The sequence below is a fragment of the Thermodesulfovibrio sp. TK110 genome (genome assembly GCF_054658355.1).
This window is the reverse complement of record NZ_BAAHNB010000001.1, coordinates 733,511-750,320: the sequence shown is the minus strand read 5'-3', so window position 1 is coordinate 750,320 and position 16,810 is coordinate 733,511. Positions and strand designations below refer to the sequence as shown.

14 protein-coding genes, 1 tRNA gene and 1 pseudogene are annotated in these 16,810 nt (G+C 35.5%); 13 read left to right on the top strand and 3 right to left on the bottom strand.

The annotated features are described in order from the left end of the window. Positions 1 to 25 precede the first annotated feature (25 nt). Genes ACYQ3X_RS03925 through ybeY form a run of 3 tightly spaced genes read left to right on the top strand, consistent with a single transcriptional unit; the run spans position 26 to position 2,881 of the window. Complete coding sequence (locus tag ACYQ3X_RS03925) at positions 26 to 931, top strand: PhoH family protein (protein ID WP_460181686.1); 906 nt, start codon at positions 26 to 28, stop codon at positions 929 to 931. Next, positions 900 to 2,405 (top strand): HD family phosphohydrolase, encoded by a 1,506-nt coding sequence (locus tag ACYQ3X_RS03920; RefSeq protein WP_460180523.1) that lies wholly within the window; start codon positions 900 to 902, stop codon positions 2,403 to 2,405. The genes ACYQ3X_RS03925 and ACYQ3X_RS03920 overlap by 32 nt, the downstream gene beginning before the upstream one ends. Next, the gene (gene ybeY, locus ACYQ3X_RS03915; RefSeq protein WP_460180522.1) at positions 2,402 to 2,881 is read left to right on the top strand and encodes an rRNA maturation RNase YbeY; all 480 of its coding nucleotides are present in this window, start codon (positions 2,402 to 2,404) and stop codon (positions 2,879 to 2,881) included. The genes ACYQ3X_RS03920 and ybeY overlap by 4 nt, the downstream gene beginning before the upstream one ends. Here ybeY and leuC read toward each other — a convergent pair. Continuing rightward, complete coding sequence (gene leuC / locus ACYQ3X_RS03910; protein ID WP_460180521.1) at positions 2,870 to 4,135, bottom strand: 3-isopropylmalate dehydratase large subunit; 1,266 nt, start codon at positions 4,133 to 4,135, stop codon at positions 2,870 to 2,872. The genes ybeY and leuC overlap by 12 nt on opposite strands. Before the next feature lie 76 nt (positions 4,136 to 4,211). On the opposite strand from leuC, the gene ACYQ3X_RS03905 reads away from it, so the two are divergent. Next, positions 4,212 to 4,985 carry a TIGR02757 family protein gene (locus ACYQ3X_RS03905; RefSeq protein ID WP_460180520.1) on the top strand — a complete coding sequence of 258 codons (774 nt, stop codon included), beginning with the start codon at positions 4,212 to 4,214 and terminating at the stop codon, positions 4,983 to 4,985. Here the strand turns inward: ACYQ3X_RS03905 and ACYQ3X_RS03900 are convergent. Further along, a complete protein-coding gene (locus ACYQ3X_RS03900) occupies positions 4,969 to 5,748 on the bottom strand; it encodes a S1/P1 nuclease (protein WP_460180519.1) in 780 nt (259 codons plus the stop codon). The two genes, ACYQ3X_RS03905 and ACYQ3X_RS03900, sit on opposite strands and share 17 nt — an antisense overlap. A 21-nt stretch (positions 5,749 to 5,769) precedes the next feature. Then, positions 5,770 to 7,158: an alginate export family protein gene (locus ACYQ3X_RS03895; protein ID WP_460180518.1), complete on the bottom strand. Its 1,389-nt coding sequence runs from the start codon at positions 7,156 to 7,158 to the stop codon at positions 5,770 to 5,772. A 117-nt stretch (positions 7,159 to 7,275) separates the two neighbouring features. Here ACYQ3X_RS03895 and ACYQ3X_RS03890 point away from each other — a divergent pair, with 117 nt between their 5' ends. The 9 genes and pseudogenes from ACYQ3X_RS03890 to ACYQ3X_RS03850 all read left to right on the top strand — a co-directional run. Beyond that, the gene (locus ACYQ3X_RS03890) at positions 7,276 to 7,515 is read left to right on the top strand and encodes a DUF465 domain-containing protein (RefSeq protein WP_460180517.1); all 240 of its coding nucleotides are present in this window, start codon (positions 7,276 to 7,278) and stop codon (positions 7,513 to 7,515) included. Continuing rightward, positions 7,512 to 9,164 carry a dihydroxy-acid dehydratase gene (gene ilvD / locus ACYQ3X_RS03885; protein WP_460180516.1) on the top strand — a complete coding sequence of 551 codons (1,653 nt, stop codon included), beginning with the start codon at positions 7,512 to 7,514 and terminating at the stop codon, positions 9,162 to 9,164. The genes ACYQ3X_RS03890 and ilvD overlap by 4 nt, the downstream gene beginning before the upstream one ends. 42 nt (positions 9,165 to 9,206) lie before the next feature. Beyond that, a tRNA-Leu gene (locus tag ACYQ3X_RS03880) sits at positions 9,207 to 9,292 on the top strand. A gap of 22 nt (positions 9,293 to 9,314) precedes the next feature. Continuing rightward, positions 9,315 to 10,175 carry a UTP--glucose-1-phosphate uridylyltransferase GalU gene (galU, locus tag ACYQ3X_RS03875; RefSeq protein WP_460180515.1) on the top strand — a complete coding sequence of 287 codons (861 nt, stop codon included), beginning with the start codon at positions 9,315 to 9,317 and terminating at the stop codon, positions 10,173 to 10,175. 95 nt (positions 10,176 to 10,270) lie between these two features. Next, positions 10,271 to 12,685: an endopeptidase La gene (gene lon / locus ACYQ3X_RS03870; RefSeq protein WP_460180514.1), complete on the top strand. Its 2,415-nt coding sequence runs from the start codon at positions 10,271 to 10,273 to the stop codon at positions 12,683 to 12,685. Beyond that, a complete protein-coding gene (gene thiL / locus ACYQ3X_RS03865; protein ID WP_460180513.1) occupies positions 12,686 to 13,666 on the top strand; it encodes a thiamine-phosphate kinase in 981 nt (326 codons plus the stop codon). Position 13,667: 1 nt separating this feature from the next. Then, positions 13,668 to 14,948: a 30S ribosomal protein S12 methylthiotransferase RimO gene (gene rimO, locus ACYQ3X_RS03860; RefSeq protein ID WP_460180512.1), complete on the top strand. Its 1,281-nt coding sequence runs from the start codon at positions 13,668 to 13,670 to the stop codon at positions 14,946 to 14,948. Further along, the gene (locus ACYQ3X_RS03855) at positions 14,945 to 15,772 is read left to right on the top strand and encodes a site-2 protease family protein (RefSeq protein WP_460180511.1); all 828 of its coding nucleotides are present in this window, start codon (positions 14,945 to 14,947) and stop codon (positions 15,770 to 15,772) included. Before rimO ends, ACYQ3X_RS03855 begins: the two co-directional genes overlap by 4 nt. A 230-nt stretch (positions 15,773 to 16,002) precedes the next feature. Beyond that, positions 16,003 to 16,611: pseudogene (locus tag ACYQ3X_RS03850) on the top strand (IS1634 family transposase); the annotation flags it as partial. Between the last annotated feature and the right edge of the window lie 199 nt (positions 16,612 to 16,810).

The window sequence follows — 16,810 nt, the reverse complement described above, 5'->3', positions numbered from 1 at the left end:
AGAATATCCCTTCATTCATGGAGGTCTGGACAAAATATTCACACTTATAGAAGATGCATTGAATGTTACTTTAAGCATCAGAGGAAACAAACTTATTATTCAAGGTGAAAATGAAGGGGATATTGAAAGAGCTGAAAAAATAATAGAAGATATAAGAGCTGTTAACAGAGAAGGTTATATAGTTAAACCAGAAGACATCATGCATTCTCTTCAGGGACTTAAAGAAGGTAAGCCTGTGTCAATAATAACTCTTTTCAAAGGCGGAATTCCTGTTCCCTCTAAAAAGAGAGTTATTATTCCGAAAACGCCAACTCAAAAAGAATATATGGAAGCAATGCTCAAATATGATATTGTCTTTGGAATAGGACCTGCTGGAACAGGAAAAACTTATCTTGCTATGGCAATGGCAATTCATTTTTTGCTTACAAGGCAAGTATCAAGAATAGTGCTTGTAAGACCAGCTGTTGAAGCAGGAGAGAAACTGGGATTTTTACCTGGAGCAATTGAAGAAAAGGTAAGCCCTTATCTAAGGCCCCTATATGATGCTCTTTATGATATGCTTGATCTTGACAGAGCATCAAAACTCATTGAAAAAGGTGCAATTGAAATAGCACCTCTTGCATTTATGAGAGGCAGAACCCTTAATGATTCTTTTATTATTCTTGATGAAGCTCAAAATACAACAACAGAGCAGATGAAGATGTATCTTACAAGGCTTGGCTTTGGTTCAAAAACTGTGATAACAGGAGATATTACTCAGATAGATCTTCCACCTCAGAAAGTATCTGGACTGGTAGAAGCATTGAAGATTTTGAAAGACATAGAAGGAATAAAGATCATATATTTTACTGAAAAAGATGTGGTAAGACATAGACTTGTTCAGGAAATAATAAGAGCCTATGAAAAGCATGAAAGACAATCCTCAACTTAAGCCTGTTACTCCAAATAGGTCTTACTTGAGAAAATTTATTGAGAAATTTAAATCTTCTAAAAATGGAAAAAAGAAGAAGTTTATTGAAAAAGATGTATTGCTTTTTGTTATTGTTCTGTCAGCTTTAAATGCTTTTTTACTTCATGATTTTCAATCAGGAACTGCTTTTATAGGAAGTTTTATTGTTATTTTCCTCCTCATTGTTTTTTTCTATAGAGACCTTCTCAGATACAAACCTGCTTATCTTAAGAAAAAGAAGATGAAGGCTTTGCTTGCAGCTCTTATGATTTTTACATTGATTTCTGCAAGAATATTTGACCATATATTTTCAGTATTTTCCAGAGGATTGGGTGTTGATGGTATGGTTATCCACACCTTCGGAATACCCTTTGCCATAGGACCTACACTGGTAGTATTAATATTTGACTTTCATACTGCTATAACCTTTTCTCTGATTCTTAGCCTCATGTCTGCAATATGGTTTAAATTTTCTTTAATACCTCTTTATGTTTTTATTGGATGTCTTATTGGAGCATTCAGTCTTCTTAGATGTAAAAAAAGAACAGACATAATAAATGCGGGTATTTATATATCAGTGGCTAATATAGTTAGTTCAATTGCTATTCTTCTTATAATGAGAGATTTTAGTTTTTCTTCAGTTTATTTTTCCTCAGTTTTTTCAGTTATCAATGGATTAACAGTGTCAGCGCTGTGTTTTCTTTGCCTGCCTGCTATAGAAAGATTTTTTAATGTAACCACTCCTTTGAGTCTTATTGAGTTGCTTGATATTGACCATCCATTGATGAAAAAACTTTCAGTTGAAGCACCTGGAACTTATCATCACAGTATGATAGTTGGCTCTCTTGCAGAGGCTGCAAGTGAAGTTGCGGGAGTTAATCCTTTGCTGGCAAAAGTCGCTTCTTATTACCATGATATAGGCAAAATAAGAATGCCAGAGTATTTTGTGGAGAATCAGACAGGATGTATAAGCAAACATGAAAAACTTAATCCCCATTTAAGTAGCATGATCATAATTTCCCATGTAAAAGACGGAGTTGAGCTTGCAGAAGAGTATAATTTACCTGAAATTATAAAAGATGTAATCCAGCAACATCATGGAACTGCTCTGGTTACATATTTTTATCAAAAGGCTTTAAAAGAGATGGAATCTCCACCACAAGAACAGGACTATAGATATCCAGGACCAAAACCGCAAACAAAACTGGCAGCCTTAGTAATGCTTGCCGATGCAGTTGAAGCAGCCTCAAGAACTCTTGATGATCCAACTCCAGCGAGAATTTCAGGGCTTGTAGATAAAATAATAAAAAACATATTTCTTGATGCACAGCTTGATGAATGTGAAATTACTTTAAAAGACCTAAGCGAGATAAAAAAGAAGTTTGAATATATCCTTACAGGAATATTCCACAGAAGAATTTCCTATCCAGAACCTATGAAAAAAAAGACTGTATGAGAGTTATTGTTGAAGTTATCAACAGGCAGAGAAAATTTAAGATTTCAACAAAAAAGCTAAAGCAGAGCACTCAAAAAATTTTCAAGTTTTTATATGACAGTAAAAATAAAAACTTGTTCAAAATAATAGAAAAAAATTCAGCTTCTCTGACAATTTCAATAATAGTTGTGGGAAACAGAAAAATGAAGGAGCTTAATTTTAAATACAGGGGTAAAAGTTCTACCACTGATGTTCTATCTTTTTCTTATTTAGAGAAAGAGCCTTCAGGCAGTCTGTTTCTCGGAGAAATCATAGTTGAGCCTGAAAAAGTCTCATATCAAGCAAAGCAATATAGTGTTAAATTTTCGCAGGAACTTAATAGAATTCTTATCCATGGCATCCTTCATCTAATAGGCTATGACCATGAAAGTTCAGCCTATGAAGCAAAGAAAATGCATAAGCTTGAAGAAAAAATTTTAACCCATCTACAATCCTAATTCCTCTGGTGTTCCAATTCTTCCAAGCACTCCACTTGCTGCAGCCACTGCGGGAGAGCTTAAATAAACCTCACTTTCAGGATGTCCCATTCTTCCTACAAAGTTTCTGTTTGTGGTAGCTATTGCTCTTTCTCCTTTTGCAAGAATTCCCATATGTCCTCCAAGGCAGGGTCCACAAGTAGGAGGAGACACAACCGCCTGAGCATCAATAAATATTTCTATTAATCCCTCTTTCAAAGCTTCCATGTAAATTTTTTGAGTTGCCGGTATTATTATCATTCTTACCTGAGGATGCACTTTTCTTCCTCTGAGTACTGTTGCAGCTTCCCTTAAATCTTCAAGCCTTCCATTTGTGCAGGAACCAATAACAACCTGATCAATTTTTATATGAGTGAGTTCCTTTGCTGGTTTTACATTTGATGGAAGATGAGGACAAGCAACCATTGGTGGAATCTTTGAGCAATCATATTCCTTTGTCTCTGCATATTTGGCATCTGAGTCTGAAGTATAAATTTTATAAGCTCTTTTTGCTCGCTCTTTTACATATTCCTCTGTAATTTTATCAGGCACAATAATTCCAGCCTTTGCACCTGCTTCAATTGCCATGTTACACATTGTAAACCTTCCAGACATTGGAAGTTTATCAATCACTTCACCACTGAATTCCATTGCCATATAGGATGCTCCATCAACTCCTATGTCTCCAATTGTATATAGAATTAAATCTTTTCCACCTACCCATGGCTGAAGTTTTCCATAGTATATGAATTTTATTGTTTCAGGAACTTTAAACCAGCATTCACCTGTTGCCATAGCTATAGCTGCATCAGTTGAACCAACGCCTGTGGCAAAAGCACCCAGTGCTCCATATGTGCAAGTGTGGCTGTCTGCTCCAATTACAAGGTCTCCAGGAAGCACAATTCCCTCTTCAGGTAAAAGAGCATGCTCAATACCAACTCTTCCGATTTCAAAGTAATGTTTTATTTTGTATTTATATGCAAACTCTCTAAGTATTTTGCACTGCTCTGCAGCTTTTATATCCTTTTGAGGAGTAAAATGGTCTGGCACCAGAGCGATTTTTTCTTTATCAAATACATCTTTTACACCAAGTTTTTCAAACTCTTTTATAGCAATTGGTGCTGTAATATCATTTGCAAGAACAAGGTCAACCTTTGCATTTATTATCTCTCCAGCAGAAACTTCTTTTTTTCCTGCATGCTCAGCAAGAATTTTTTCTGAAATCGTCATTCCCATAAAAACCTCCTTACCTGACAGAGTTAAGTTAAAATTTATTATTGCATAATGGCTTCAAAATAATCAAAAATATGGAATGGATAAAATAAAAGAAAGCCTTGAAAGATTATATCATTCTTTTGATTTTGAAACCGCTATACAGAAAGACCCTATAAGATTTTCAAAAAGATATAAAGAACCATTAGACATAGAAATAGCAGGGATTATTTCATCATCCTTTGCGTACGGAACTATAAAATGTTTCTGCAATTTTCTTGAAAATCTTTTTAGTATTATGGGGCAACATCCTTCAGAATTTATATTGAATTTTCAACCTTCCTATCTCCTTAAAAAACTTTCAATTAAGTATAGATTCAGTAGTGTGGATGACATAGTTGCCTATCTATTTATTATTCAAAACTTACTTAAAAGTTCTCCATTAAATTCTCTGGAGTACTATTTTCAGGGAGAAAATACTATCCTGAGAATTTTAAATTTTATTCAATGGACATGGAAAATTGATTTAACGCTTGTATATGGGAAAAATATTAAAACTCGGGGCTTACTCCATCTTTTACCTGATCCACTGAAAGGTAGCCCATGTAAAAGAATTAATCTTTTTTTAAGATGGATGGTAAGGACTGATGATATTGATTTTGGATTGTGGAAAACCATAAAACCTTCAGAGCTAATTATTCCTCTTGATGTTCATGTATTGAGGATTTCAAAAAGAATAGGATTAACCCAGAAAAGCTCTCAGAGTATGAAAACTGCCCTGGAGATTACAGAAAAATTGAGAAAAATTAATCCATTAGACCCATTAAGATATGATTTTATCCTCTGCCATGGAGATATTAATAAGTTGATTTAATTACAGCCATTAAAAGAGAGATTGACCACGAAATCTGTTCAACTATTTCTTCCTCTTCTGGCATTCTTTTCTCTTTATAGCATTGATTGGCAATTTTTATCGCTGAGTTTGCAACTCTGGAAATTGCATTTTTCAAATCCTCGTCATTTGTGATATTTATTGTCTTTAATGCTTTATTAATTTTTTCTTCTGTTTCAGGCTTTCCAATGTATGAATCAAAGGCTTCGTCAAATTTTATATGGAATTCTTTGTTAAAGTTTCCTTCATCAATATATATCTTCCCATCACTTGCAACTGATTCTCCATAGGGAAAGTTATGCAGGGGTTGGGAAAGGTCTCCTATGTAATGGGCAATTGTAACAAGATAGTATTCGTAGGCAAGGAGATTGTCAGGCTTGGTTTTATCAAGAGATTTCATTTTTTCGTAAAGATTTACAATTTTCCAGTAAAGCACTCCTGACTGATGGGGCAGGAGAATTTTAACAGTTCTGCCATCCGCATTCACTATCACTTCATTAACAGCATATTTATCAATGTATTCTGGTGTGACAACTGTTTGAGGAGCAGCATTGTGATAATGCATAGGTGCAAGGATTTCATAATTTTCATCACGGATTATATCTGGCATACATGCAGCTTCTGGAATTCTTATTCCTGCTTTTTTAGCAATGTATGCATGGGTTTTGCAATCCCATGCATAGGAGTGTGAAAAGAAAATGAGGATGAGAAGAGTTAAAAATATGTTAAATTTTATTAATCTCATCCTCATTTCTTCTCCTCCTTACTATATCTTATACTGGAGTTGCCATCTTATGAATGTGGCATTTCTTGCATTTTTATAAAAGTCTCCGGGTTCAAAATACTCAATCTGAAGCATTCCATCAAGATTTTTGTTAAATTTATAGTTTCCAATAATTGCCCAGAGATCACCTCTATTTTTACCATCATTGGAAAACATTCCAGCGTAAGTGCCATAGGTTATATTAGTTTTTTCATCTGCCCATAAATGCTGATAGGAAAGTGTTATTCCAAGGTCTTTCACAGGATTTAATTTAAGTTTTGTAACAACAGCTTTTATATTTGTCCAGTATCCTGGAATTGGTCCACCTTGGCGTGCTGTTTCAGGAATTAAAGTATAAATTAAAAGCTCGTTCCACTGGGGTGCTCTTGAAAACAATGGATTAAAGCCTTCATCTTTTGAAGTATCAGTTTTATCTCCAGACAGATAAACATATCCAGCCTCTAAATAAGGCTTTACAGGACAGTTTTTAAACTCATATCCAGCAAAGGCATATCCACCAAGCCCGCTTCTTTTTGTTCCATTCTGATATTTTCCATACTGCTTTGCAAGCTCACCCCTTAATGAGAAATCACTTATTTTAAAAACCGCTCTCATTCCAAAGGTATTGATATGGCTTTCTTTAATAACATCATAGGATTCTTCTTTTTTGTAAATATAGTAAGGTTCTATATTAAGCCACTCAAATATTTTATTTCTACCATAAATCCAGAATCCTTGCTCATTAGAACCATTAAGTCTTTTTTTGTGATCAATATAAGCGGCACCTGAAGCTCTATCATAGTATGCAGGATGCAGACTCGGCAGATATTGATCTGTTTTTGGGTCTGATACATAAACTAAATCCACTGAATGTCCCTGAGCAATATCTATTTTTGCCTTTATTGCATTAAAGTAAAATGTTCTTGAACCATCACCTGGAGTTCCATCAAGAATTAAAAATCCTTCTCCATACATATCAGGTCCTAAGAAATCCTGTCTACCAATGCGAAAGCTTAAAGGTAAATCAAAGGGTTTCTTAATGTCAATGTAGAGATTGTCAATTACAACCTCATCCTGGTCAAATCTCTTTCTATTTGTTCCATTGTCAAGGGTTAGTTTGTAAGGACCTGTGTAATACTTTGGCTCTGTGGCAATTCTTATGTATCCACCCAGGTTTTCATTGAACTTAACCTTATCCCAGAGCTGAATTCTCAATCTGAAGAAGTTTCTGTCAGGCTGTGCTGATGGTGTTGTTCCAAGGTCAACGACATTGTCCCAGATTTCCTGCCTTAATCTCACAGATGCCCCTGGTTCATTTTCAATGGCAAAGGTGAGAGAAAAAAAATTAAGGAGAAAAACAAAACAAAGTAAGAACCTCAAAAACAGTTTCATATCCCCCTCCAAGTTTTTGAAAATGAAAAAAATTATACCATATATGAAAAAAATTTTTTTACCAATTTTTTGTTATTTGTTGTAAAATTTAAAAAAACATTTCTTAGGAGGTGTTTCATGAAAGAAGAAGAGATCATTGAAGTCCTCAAAAGAGAAAATGAAGAATTTCGCAAGCTTTATGAGGAACACAGACACCTTGACAGCCTTCTTGATGAGATGAACAAAAAACCTTATTTAACTGCTGAAGAAGAGATTGAGAAAAAAAGGATGCAGAAGGAGAAACTCTACAAGAAAGATAAAATGGCTGAAATGATAAGGCAATATAAAGCCAGATTTGCAAAGGAGGCAACTCAGTGAGAAGCGACAGTGTTAAAAAGGGAGTTGAAAGAACTCCTCACAGAGCACTTCTTTATGCCACAGGGATTCCAAAGTCCGAGATGAATAAGCCATTTATTGGTGTTGCCACAAGTTTTACCGATATAATACCCGGACATATCTCAATGAATGAATTAGGAAGATTTATAGAAAAAGGGATTCATACTGGAGGGGGCTATCCATTTTTCTTTGGTATTCCCGGTATATGTGATGGAATAGCAATGGGACATAAAGGAATGAAGTATTCTCTGCCATCAAGAGAGTTAATTGCAGACATAATTGAATGCATTGTTGAAGCTCATCAATTTGATGGAATAGTGCTTCTTACAAACTGCGATAAAATCACACCAGGAATGCTCATGGCAGCTGCAAGGCTTGATATTCCTGCAATTGTTCTTACAGCAGGACCAATGCTTGCGGGATATTATAAGGGTCAGAGAAGGAATCTCACATCTGATACCTTTGAAGCAGTTGGAAAGTTTAAAAAGGGAGTTTTAACAGAGGAAGACCTTCAAGCTCTTGAACTCTGTGCATGTCCTACTGCGGGTTCCTGTCAGGGAATGTATACAGCAAACACTATGGCATGTGTGACAGAGGCTCTTGGAATGAGTCTTCCAGGAGTTGCTGCAGCTCCAGCTGTCATGTCTGAAAAGCGAAGACTTGCCTTTGAAACTGGTGTAAAAATTGTTGAACTTGTGAAAAAACATGTTAACGCAAGAAAAATACTCACAAAAGAAGCATTTTACAATGCCATTACAGTTGATATGGCACTTGGTGGTTCCACTAATACTGTATTACACATAAAAGCCATTGCTAATGAAGCAGGAGTTGAACTTCCTCTTGAGGTCTTTGATGAAATAAGCAGAAAAACTCCACACATTGTAAATATAATTCCTTCTGGGGAGCATTATATGGAAGACCTTTACAGAGCTGGAGGAATTCCTGCTGTGCTTCAGAGACTCAAAGATAAAATTTTTCCTAATCTTACAGTTTCAGGTTTTAATATAAAAGAGATTGCAGAGAAAGCTCAAATTTATGATGAAGAAGTAATTCGTCCGATTGAAAAAGCCTATCATAAAGAAGGAGGAGTTGCAATTCTTAAAGGAAATCTTGCACCTGATGGTGCGGTGGTTAAGCAAACTGCAGTTTCTTCAAAGATGCTTAAATTTGAAGGTACTGCTCGTTGTTTTGATTCTGAAGAAGAGGCAATGAGAGCAATTCTTGATGGAAAAATCAAAGAAGGAGATGTAGTGGTAATAAGATATGAAGGTCCATCTGGTGGTCCTGGAATGAGGGAGATGCTTTCTCCAACAAGTGCAATTACTGGAATGGGGCTTAATGAATCTGTTGCATTAATTACTGATGGAAGATTCTCAGGCGGCACTCGTGGACCATGTATTGGTCATGTATCACCTGAAGCAGCTCAGGGAGGACCTATTGCCTTAGTTAAGGATGGTGACAGAATTTTGATTGATATACCGAAGAGAAAGCTTGAAGTTAAGGTTTCAGAAAGAGAACTCAAAAAGAGGCTTAAAGAGTGGAAGCCTCCAAAGCCAAGAATAAAAGAAGGATATCTTACAAGATACGCCCGTATGGTAAGTTCAGCTGACAAAGGTGCAATATTGGTATAATGGACTTGAATAAATTTTGAATTTTTTTGTATCTTAAATATAGCCGGAGTGGCGGAACTGGTAGACGCAAGGGACTTAAAATCCCTCGGAGGGCGACCTCCGTACGAGTTCGAGTCTCGTCTCCGGCATTATTTTATTCTGGAGGAATGAGTGGTTAAAAAAGCTGTCCTTCCTGTAGCAGGATTAGGCACAAGATTTCTTCCAGCTACAAAAGCATCTCCAAAAGAAATGCTTCCCATAATAGATAAACCTCTTATTCAATATGCTGTGGAAGAAGCAATAAAAGCAGGAATTGAAGAATTTTTATTCATCACAGGGAAGCATAAAAGAGCCATTGAGGATCATTTTGACAAAGCTTATGAGCTGGAAGAAAGGCTTAAGGCTACAGGAAAATATGAACTTCTTGAAAAAATCAATTGTTTTGAAAACCTTAATTTTGCATATATAAGACAGAAAGAACCAAAGGGGCTGGGAGATGCAATTTTGTGTGCTCAACCCTTTGTGAAAGATGAACCATTTGTTGTAATTCTCAGTGATGACTTAATTGATCCTGAATATTCTGTTTTAAAGGAAATGCTTCAGATTTATAATGAAAAAAAGGCTCCAGTAATAGCTCTTGAAGAAGTTCCTTTGAGCGAGGTTTCAAGATACGGTATAGTTTCAGCTAAGGAAATTAATGGATTATATGTTATTGATGATTTAGTTGAAAAGCCTGAGCCTAAGGATGCTCCTTCTACTCTTGCAATAATTGGAAGATATATTCTGACTCCTCAAATATTCAAACATCTTAAGAGTGTAAAGCCTGGTAAAAGCGGAGAAATCCAGTTAACTGATGCTTTAAAAACACTTTTAGAGGAAACAGAGATATATGGTTTTATAATAAAAAGCAGAAGGTATGATGCAGGAGAAAAACTTGGGTATTTAAAAACAATAGTGGAGTTTGCATTAAAAGATCCTGAAATTTCTTCTCAATTTATAGCGTTTCTAAAAGAAAAACTTTCAAGTTTTTAAGTTATTAAAAAATTTTTTAAAAAATATCAAAAATCTCTCAAAAACTGTTAAAATTAAAATAAAGATTTAAAAAATTTTTTCTCAGGAGGCAAAAAATGGATGAAATAAAAAAAGAAAACAAAGAGCAGAGCAATGAAAAGCAAGAAAATAAAGAGATAGAAATTCCTGAACAACTTCCAATTCTTGCAGTAAGAGATATAGTAATTTTCCCCTATATGATAATTCCTCTTTTTGTTGGAAGAGATATTTCTGTCAAAGCTGTAGAACATGCATTGAATACAAATAGACTTATTCTTTTACTCACTCAGAAAGACTTTAACGTTGAAATACCAGAACCTTCAGATCTCTATGAGATTGGAACAGTTTGCATGATTATGAGAATGCTGAGATTGCCAGATGGAAGACTTAAGATACTTGTTCAGGGACTTTCAAAGGCAAAGGCAATAGAGTTTTCACAATTTGAAGGTTTTTATCTTGCAAAAATAGAAAAAATAGAGGATATTCAGCTAAAAGAGTTTACACTGGAACATGAAGCACTGGTAAGAACAGTCAAAGAACAGCTTGAAAAAGCTATTTCGCTTGGTAAAAATATACCACCTGATGCCATGGTAATTATTGAAAACATTGATGAACCCGGAAGGCTTGCTGACCTGATTGCTTCAAATTTAGGATTAAAAAGTTCTGAAGCTCAGCAAATACTTGAAATTACCGATCCTTTTGAAAGATTGAATAAGATAAGAGAAATCCTTAACAGAGAGATTCAACTGCTTACAATTCAGCAGAAAATTAAGAAAGAAGCAAGGGATGAAATAGATAAAACGCAAAGAGAGTATTTTTTAAGAGAGCAACTTAAGGCAATTCAAAAGGAGTTGGGAGATATTGATGAAAAGGCAGAAGAGATAAATGAATTCAGAAAAAAGATTGAAGAAGCAAAAATGCCTGAAAAAGTTAAAGAAGAAGCTGAAAAACAGCTTAAAAGGCTTGAAAGAATGCATCCTGATGCTGCTGAATCAGCAGTGATTCGCACATATCTTGAATGGCTTACAGAACTGCCATGGTCTCGTTCAACAGAAGACAGGCTTGATATAAAAACAGCGAAGGAAGTTCTTGATAAAGACCACTATGATCTTGAAAAGGTTAAAGAAAGAATTCTTGAGTATTTAAGCGTAAGAAAACTAAAAGAGAAAATGAAGGGACCAATTCTCTGCTTCATAGGTCCTCCTGGAGTTGGAAAAACATCTTTAGGACGTTCCATTGCAAGAGCACTTGGTAGAGAGTTTGTAAGAATCTCTCTTGGTGGAGTAAGAGATGAGGCGGAAATAAGAGGACATAGAAGAACCTATGTAGGTGCTCTTCCAGGTAGAATAATTCAAGGTATCAGGCAGGCAGGAACCAATAATCCTGTTTTTATGCTTGACGAAATAGACAAACTGGGAATGGACTTCAGGGGAGATCCTTCTTCAGCACTCCTGGAAGTCCTTGATCCTGAACAAAATAACAGCTTTGTTGACCACTATCTTGCTGTTCCATTTGATTTAAGCAATGTCATGTTTATATGCACAGGCAACATAGCTGATACTATTCCATCTGCATTAAGAGATAGAATGGAGATAATATATCTTTCAGGATACACTGAGGAAGAAAAACTCCAGATTGCAAAAAAATATTTAATTCCAAAACAGCTTGAAGAACATGGACTTAACTCTTCAATTCTTAAAATCAGCGATAAAGCAATAAGATACATTATTACTCACTATACAAGAGAAGCTGGAGTAAGAAATCTTGAAAGAGAAATAGCAAATCTCTGCAGAAAAGTGGCTAAATTTATTGCAGAAGGCAAAAAGAAGAAGTTTTACATAACTGCCGAGAAAGTATCAAAGTTTCTTGGTGCACCCAAGTATCTTCCAGAAGAGGAACTCAAAAAAGAAGAAGTCGGAGTTGCTACAGGTCTTGCATGGACAGAGGCAGGTGGAGATGTTATTTATGTTGAGGCAACAATTATGAAAGGGAAGGGCAATCTTATTCTTACAGGACAGCTTGGAGATGTGATGAAAGAGTCTGCACAGGCTGCATTGAGCTATGTTAAATCAAAGGCAAAGGAATTAAATATTGATGAAAAGCTTTTTAGCACAATGGATTTGCATATCCATGTTCCTGCAGGTGCTATTCCAAAGGATGGTCCTTCAGCAGGAATTACAATGGCTTCAGCAATTGCATCAGTTTTCACTGGAAAACCTTTGAGAAAAGATGTTGCAATGACAGGAGAGATTACTTTAAGGGGCAGGGTTCTTCCCATTGGTGGACTTAAGGAAAAAGTTCTTGCAGCAAAAAGAATGGGTATAAAAACAGTTATCATACCAAAGAGAAATAAAAAAGACCTTGAAGAGCTGCCAAAATATGTAAAAGAGGGAATGAAATTTATTCTAACTGAGTCAATGGATCAAGTTTTAAAGCATATATTCACAAAAACTACAACAAAAACAAAGACAAAACAGGCTGTAACTGTCTAAATGAAAAAAGATGAGCTTACACTCATAAAAGAAATAAGAGAAAGATTTTCTTTTCCTGAAGGAGTTGGAATAGGCGATGATGCTGCTGTTTTGGATTTTAAAAAACATGCATTGCTTACAACTGATTTGATGATTGAGAATGTTCATTTTGACCTGAGCTATACTTCTTTTTATCATCTTGGATTTAAGATTGTTTCTGTTAATGTGAGTGATATTTATGCAATGGCTGGAGAATTTAAAGCTTTTTTATTTTCTGCAGGTATTTCAGAATCCGTATCTGAAGAGGATTTTAAAGAGCTATTTAATGGCATAGAGGATGCATTAAAGCATTACAGAGGATTTTTAATTGGAGGTGATATTTCAAAGAGTGAAAAGATTGTTCTTTCAGGCTTTGCAGTGGGAGAGGCTTCAGAGCCTGTTTTAAGAAAGGGTGCGCAGCCAGGGGATTTGATTTTCATAACATCTTCTTTGGGGCTTTCACAAGCAGGTTTGAATCTCTTAAAAAACCTCTCTGATGATAAAAAGAAATTTATAAAATCAATTAAAGAGTTTAAAAAACATCCTGACATCATAGAAATTGATGGCATAAATGAAATCTTACAGAGACATTTAATGCCAGTTGCAAGAAATCCTGAAAAATTCAAACATATTGCAAAGGCAATGATGGATATAAGTGATGGTTTACTCATTGATTTATACAGACTCTGTGAAGAAAGCAATGTGGGTGCTGAGATTTATCTTGAAAAAGTTCCAAAACATCCAGCTGTAATAGAGGTTGCAGAGTATTTAAATATTGACGCAATGAAGCTCATTTTATCTGGTGGAGAGGATTATGAGCTTATAGTCATCTCTGACAGAAAGGATGTTGAGGAGCTTGGCTTAATTGCTGTTGGAAAAGTAGTTGAAGAAAAAGGTATATATCTTATAGACCCTGATAAAGGTAAAGTTCCTGTAAAACCAGAGGGCTGGCAACATTTCTGAGATGAAAAAATTTACAGTAATTACACTGGGATGTCCAAAAAATACTGTTGATTCAAGGCATTTAATAAATGAACTCATAGCAGAGGGATTTTCATATGTGGAAGAGTTCAAAAAAGCAGATTTTATCTTTATCAACACCTGCTGTTTTATAAATGATGCCAAGGAAGAGTCCATTGATGAGATTCTTACAGCAGCAAAGTTTAAAACTGACAGATTGCTTATTGTTTTTGGCTGCCTTTCAAAAAGATATGGAGATGAATTGAAGAAAGAGATACCTGAAATTGATGCCATATTTGGTGTTGATGAGAGAGATAAGATACTAAATTACATGAGACATTTCAAAGAAAGCTCAGGCACAAAACTTCAAGACTTTCAATATACAGCAGAACCACCAACTTACAGATATATAAAAATAGCTGAGGGATGTAGTAGAAAATGCAGTTTCTGCATAATTCCACAGGTGAGAGGTTCTTTTAGAAGCATAGAGCCTGAAAAAATACTGAAAGAAGCTGAAGATTTTGTCTACTCAGGAATAAAAGAATTAATTCTCGTTGCTCAAGATATCACACAGTATGGAAAAGACTTAAAGGGATATAGACTGCCAGAGCTTCTAAAAGATTTATGCTCCATAAGTGGAGATTTCTGGATCAGGCTTCTTTATCTTTATCCTTCTGAGATTGACGAAACCATTATTCAGACAGTGGCAGAAAATGATAAAATTGTTAAATATCTTGATATACCAATGCAACACAGTGAAGAAAGGATACTAAGGCTCATGGGAAGAAGGGGAACACGGAAGGAGTATCTTAAAAAAATAAGGCAAATAAGAGAAGCAATACCAGAAGTAACATTGAGAAGCACATTTATTGTTGGCTTTCCAACTGAAACAGAAGATGAGTTTCAGAGACTCGTTGATTTTATTGAGGAAGTTCAGTTTGACCGAGTTGGAGTGTTTAAATACTCAAGAGAAGAAGGAACGGTAGCTTACAGTTTAAAAGGTCAGATTCCTGAAAATGTTAAAAATAGAAGATTTGATGAGATAATGACAAGGCAGGCTGAAATATCCTTTGAAAAAAATAGAACACTCATTGGTAAAAAATATGATGCCCTGATAGATTATGTTGATGCTGATATGGCAATAGCAAGGCTTTACTGTCATGCTCCTGAAATAGATGGTGTGGTAATATTGGAAAACGTAGCAGATTTAAAGGCAGGAGAAAAACTAAAATTGCTTATAACTGAAGCATATGAATATGACCTTAAAGGAGTTATTGTTTCGTGAGAAGGAATCTCATACCTTTAATTCTTTTTATTGCCACAGTTTTTACAACTCTTTTTGCAGGAGCACTTCAACAGGGAATAAATTTACTTAAAGAACCATTGAGGCTATGGGAGGGGTATCCTTTTTCATTAAGCATAATGATAATTTTACTTGGACATGAGATGGGACATTACTTTGCATCAAAAGCTCACAGAACAAAGGCAACACTGCCATATTTTATTCCTGCGCCTTCAATAATCGGCACATTCGGAGCTTTTATAAAGATGAAATCCCCCATTCTTACAAGAAAGGCACTCATAGACATAGGAGCAACTGGACCGCTGGTTGGTTTTGTTTTATCATTTATTGCTTGCGTAATTGGACTTAAAATGTCAAAACTCATTCCTTTGACAACTGGAGAAGATTTTTTTATGCTTGGTGACTCAATTCTTTTTTCTCTGCTTGTGAAGTTTACACTTGGAAGTGTTCCTCAGGGGCATGATGTTCTTCTTCATTCTGTTGCCTTTGCTGGATGGATAGGACTCTTTGTAACTTCCATGAATCTTTTACCTGTTGGGCAGCTTGACGGAGGGCATATTGCCTATGCATTATTTGGAAGATGGCATTTTTATATCTCACGAATTATGCTATTTATAGTTGCTGTGTTGGGAATTTTATACTGGTATGGATGGCTTGTATGGGCAATGCTTCTTCTTTTTCTTGGACTGGATCATCCTCCAGTGCTGTTTTGGGAAAATAGACTCTCTTTAAGCAGAATAATAATTGGTGTAGTGTCATTTTTAATTTTTATATTTACCTTTGTTCCTGCACCTTTTAAGTTTTAGGTTTAAAAAGCCTGTAAAAATTTCTCAGGATGCCTTATTGAAAATATAAGATCCATGGGGCACCCCAAAAGGCTCACGATTTTTTGGGGACCCGCGTCTTTCCCCTCAGACACAGGCATATTTTCCATTTAGCCACCTCCTCTTTATAGCTTTATCTCCTGCAAGAAGGCTAACATATATGTGACATTTTAATATAGTAACCACAAAGAGACACAATTCTCTTGACACCTCTCTTTCATTCAAGAAAGAGGCAGGAAAAAGACAGAGCAGAAAGAGAAAGGCTGATACAGAAAGCAGAAGAGCTTATAAAGAGACCATCTTCAATAACAGCCTCAATAAAAAGAGGTGGCAGGAAATACATAAAGCCATTGAAAAACACAGGATTTCAGATAGACCATGAAGCAATAAAGCAGGATGAAGCATTTGATGGATATTTTGGGATACAAAGCAGTGAAGAGGCACTCACAGCAACTGAGATACTAAACTACTATCATGAACTATGGAAGATAGAGGAATCATTCAGGTGCATGAAAAGCACCCTTGAAGTAAGACCAATATTTCACTGGACAGAGCGAAGGATAAAGGGGCATTTTGTGATGTGTTTCATAGCCTTTTTACTTGAAAGAGCCCTTGAGATAGAATTAAAGCGAAAGGGACTGAGTATTTCATCAGACAGAATAAGGCAGGCAATAAACACAATGAACTATGTAGAGCTTGAAGTGGATGAAAGAAAAGTATACATAAAAACAAAACTTACCAATGAGGCTAAAAAGATACTTAAAGCAGTAGGAATGAAAGCTCCAGCCAACATAATCTCCGAGGACGAAGTGACATCATAAGCAAACCATTGATATACAATGGTTTTAATGCAGCCTAAGTGATAAAATTTTTCTCTGACACTGTAAAAGTCTTTTATTTTCAATAACTTTTAAAAATCAACTGATAAAGTCAGGAAATAGTAAGGACAATCTCAAAAAAGCTTTATGAAGAGACGAAGAATCTTGATGAAAGTGTGGAGTACTTTAAAATTTAAACTAT

Bases quoted from the DNA above. Each gene is read 5' to 3' on its own strand.
- ACYQ3X_RS03920 (WP_460180523.1), top strand. From the start codon at position 900: ATGAAAAGCATGAAAGACAATCCTCAACTTAAGCCTGTTACTCCAAAT.
- ybeY (WP_460180522.1), top strand. From the start codon at position 2,402: ATGAGAGTTATTGTTGAAGTTATCAACAGGCAGAGAAAATTTAAGATT.
- leuC (WP_460180521.1), bottom strand. From the start codon at position 4,135: ATGGGAATGACGATTTCAGAAAAAATTCTTGCTGAGCATGCAGGAAAA.
- ACYQ3X_RS03905 (WP_460180520.1), top strand. From the start codon at position 4,212: ATGGATAAAATAAAAGAAAGCCTTGAAAGATTATATCATTCTTTTGAT.
- ACYQ3X_RS03900 (WP_460180519.1), bottom strand. From the start codon at position 5,748: ATGAGATTAATAAAATTTAACATATTTTTAACTCTTCTCATCCTCATT.
- ACYQ3X_RS03895 (WP_460180518.1), bottom strand. From the start codon at position 7,158: ATGAAACTGTTTTTGAGGTTCTTACTTTGTTTTGTTTTTCTCCTTAAT.
- ACYQ3X_RS03890 (WP_460180517.1), top strand. From the start codon at position 7,276: ATGAAAGAAGAAGAGATCATTGAAGTCCTCAAAAGAGAAAATGAAGAA.
- lon (WP_460180514.1), top strand. From the start codon at position 10,271: ATGGATGAAATAAAAAAAGAAAACAAAGAGCAGAGCAATGAAAAGCAA.
- thiL (WP_460180513.1), top strand. From the start codon at position 12,686: ATGAAAAAAGATGAGCTTACACTCATAAAAGAAATAAGAGAAAGATTT.
- rimO (WP_460180512.1), top strand. From the start codon at position 13,668: ATGAAAAAATTTACAGTAATTACACTGGGATGTCCAAAAAATACTGTT.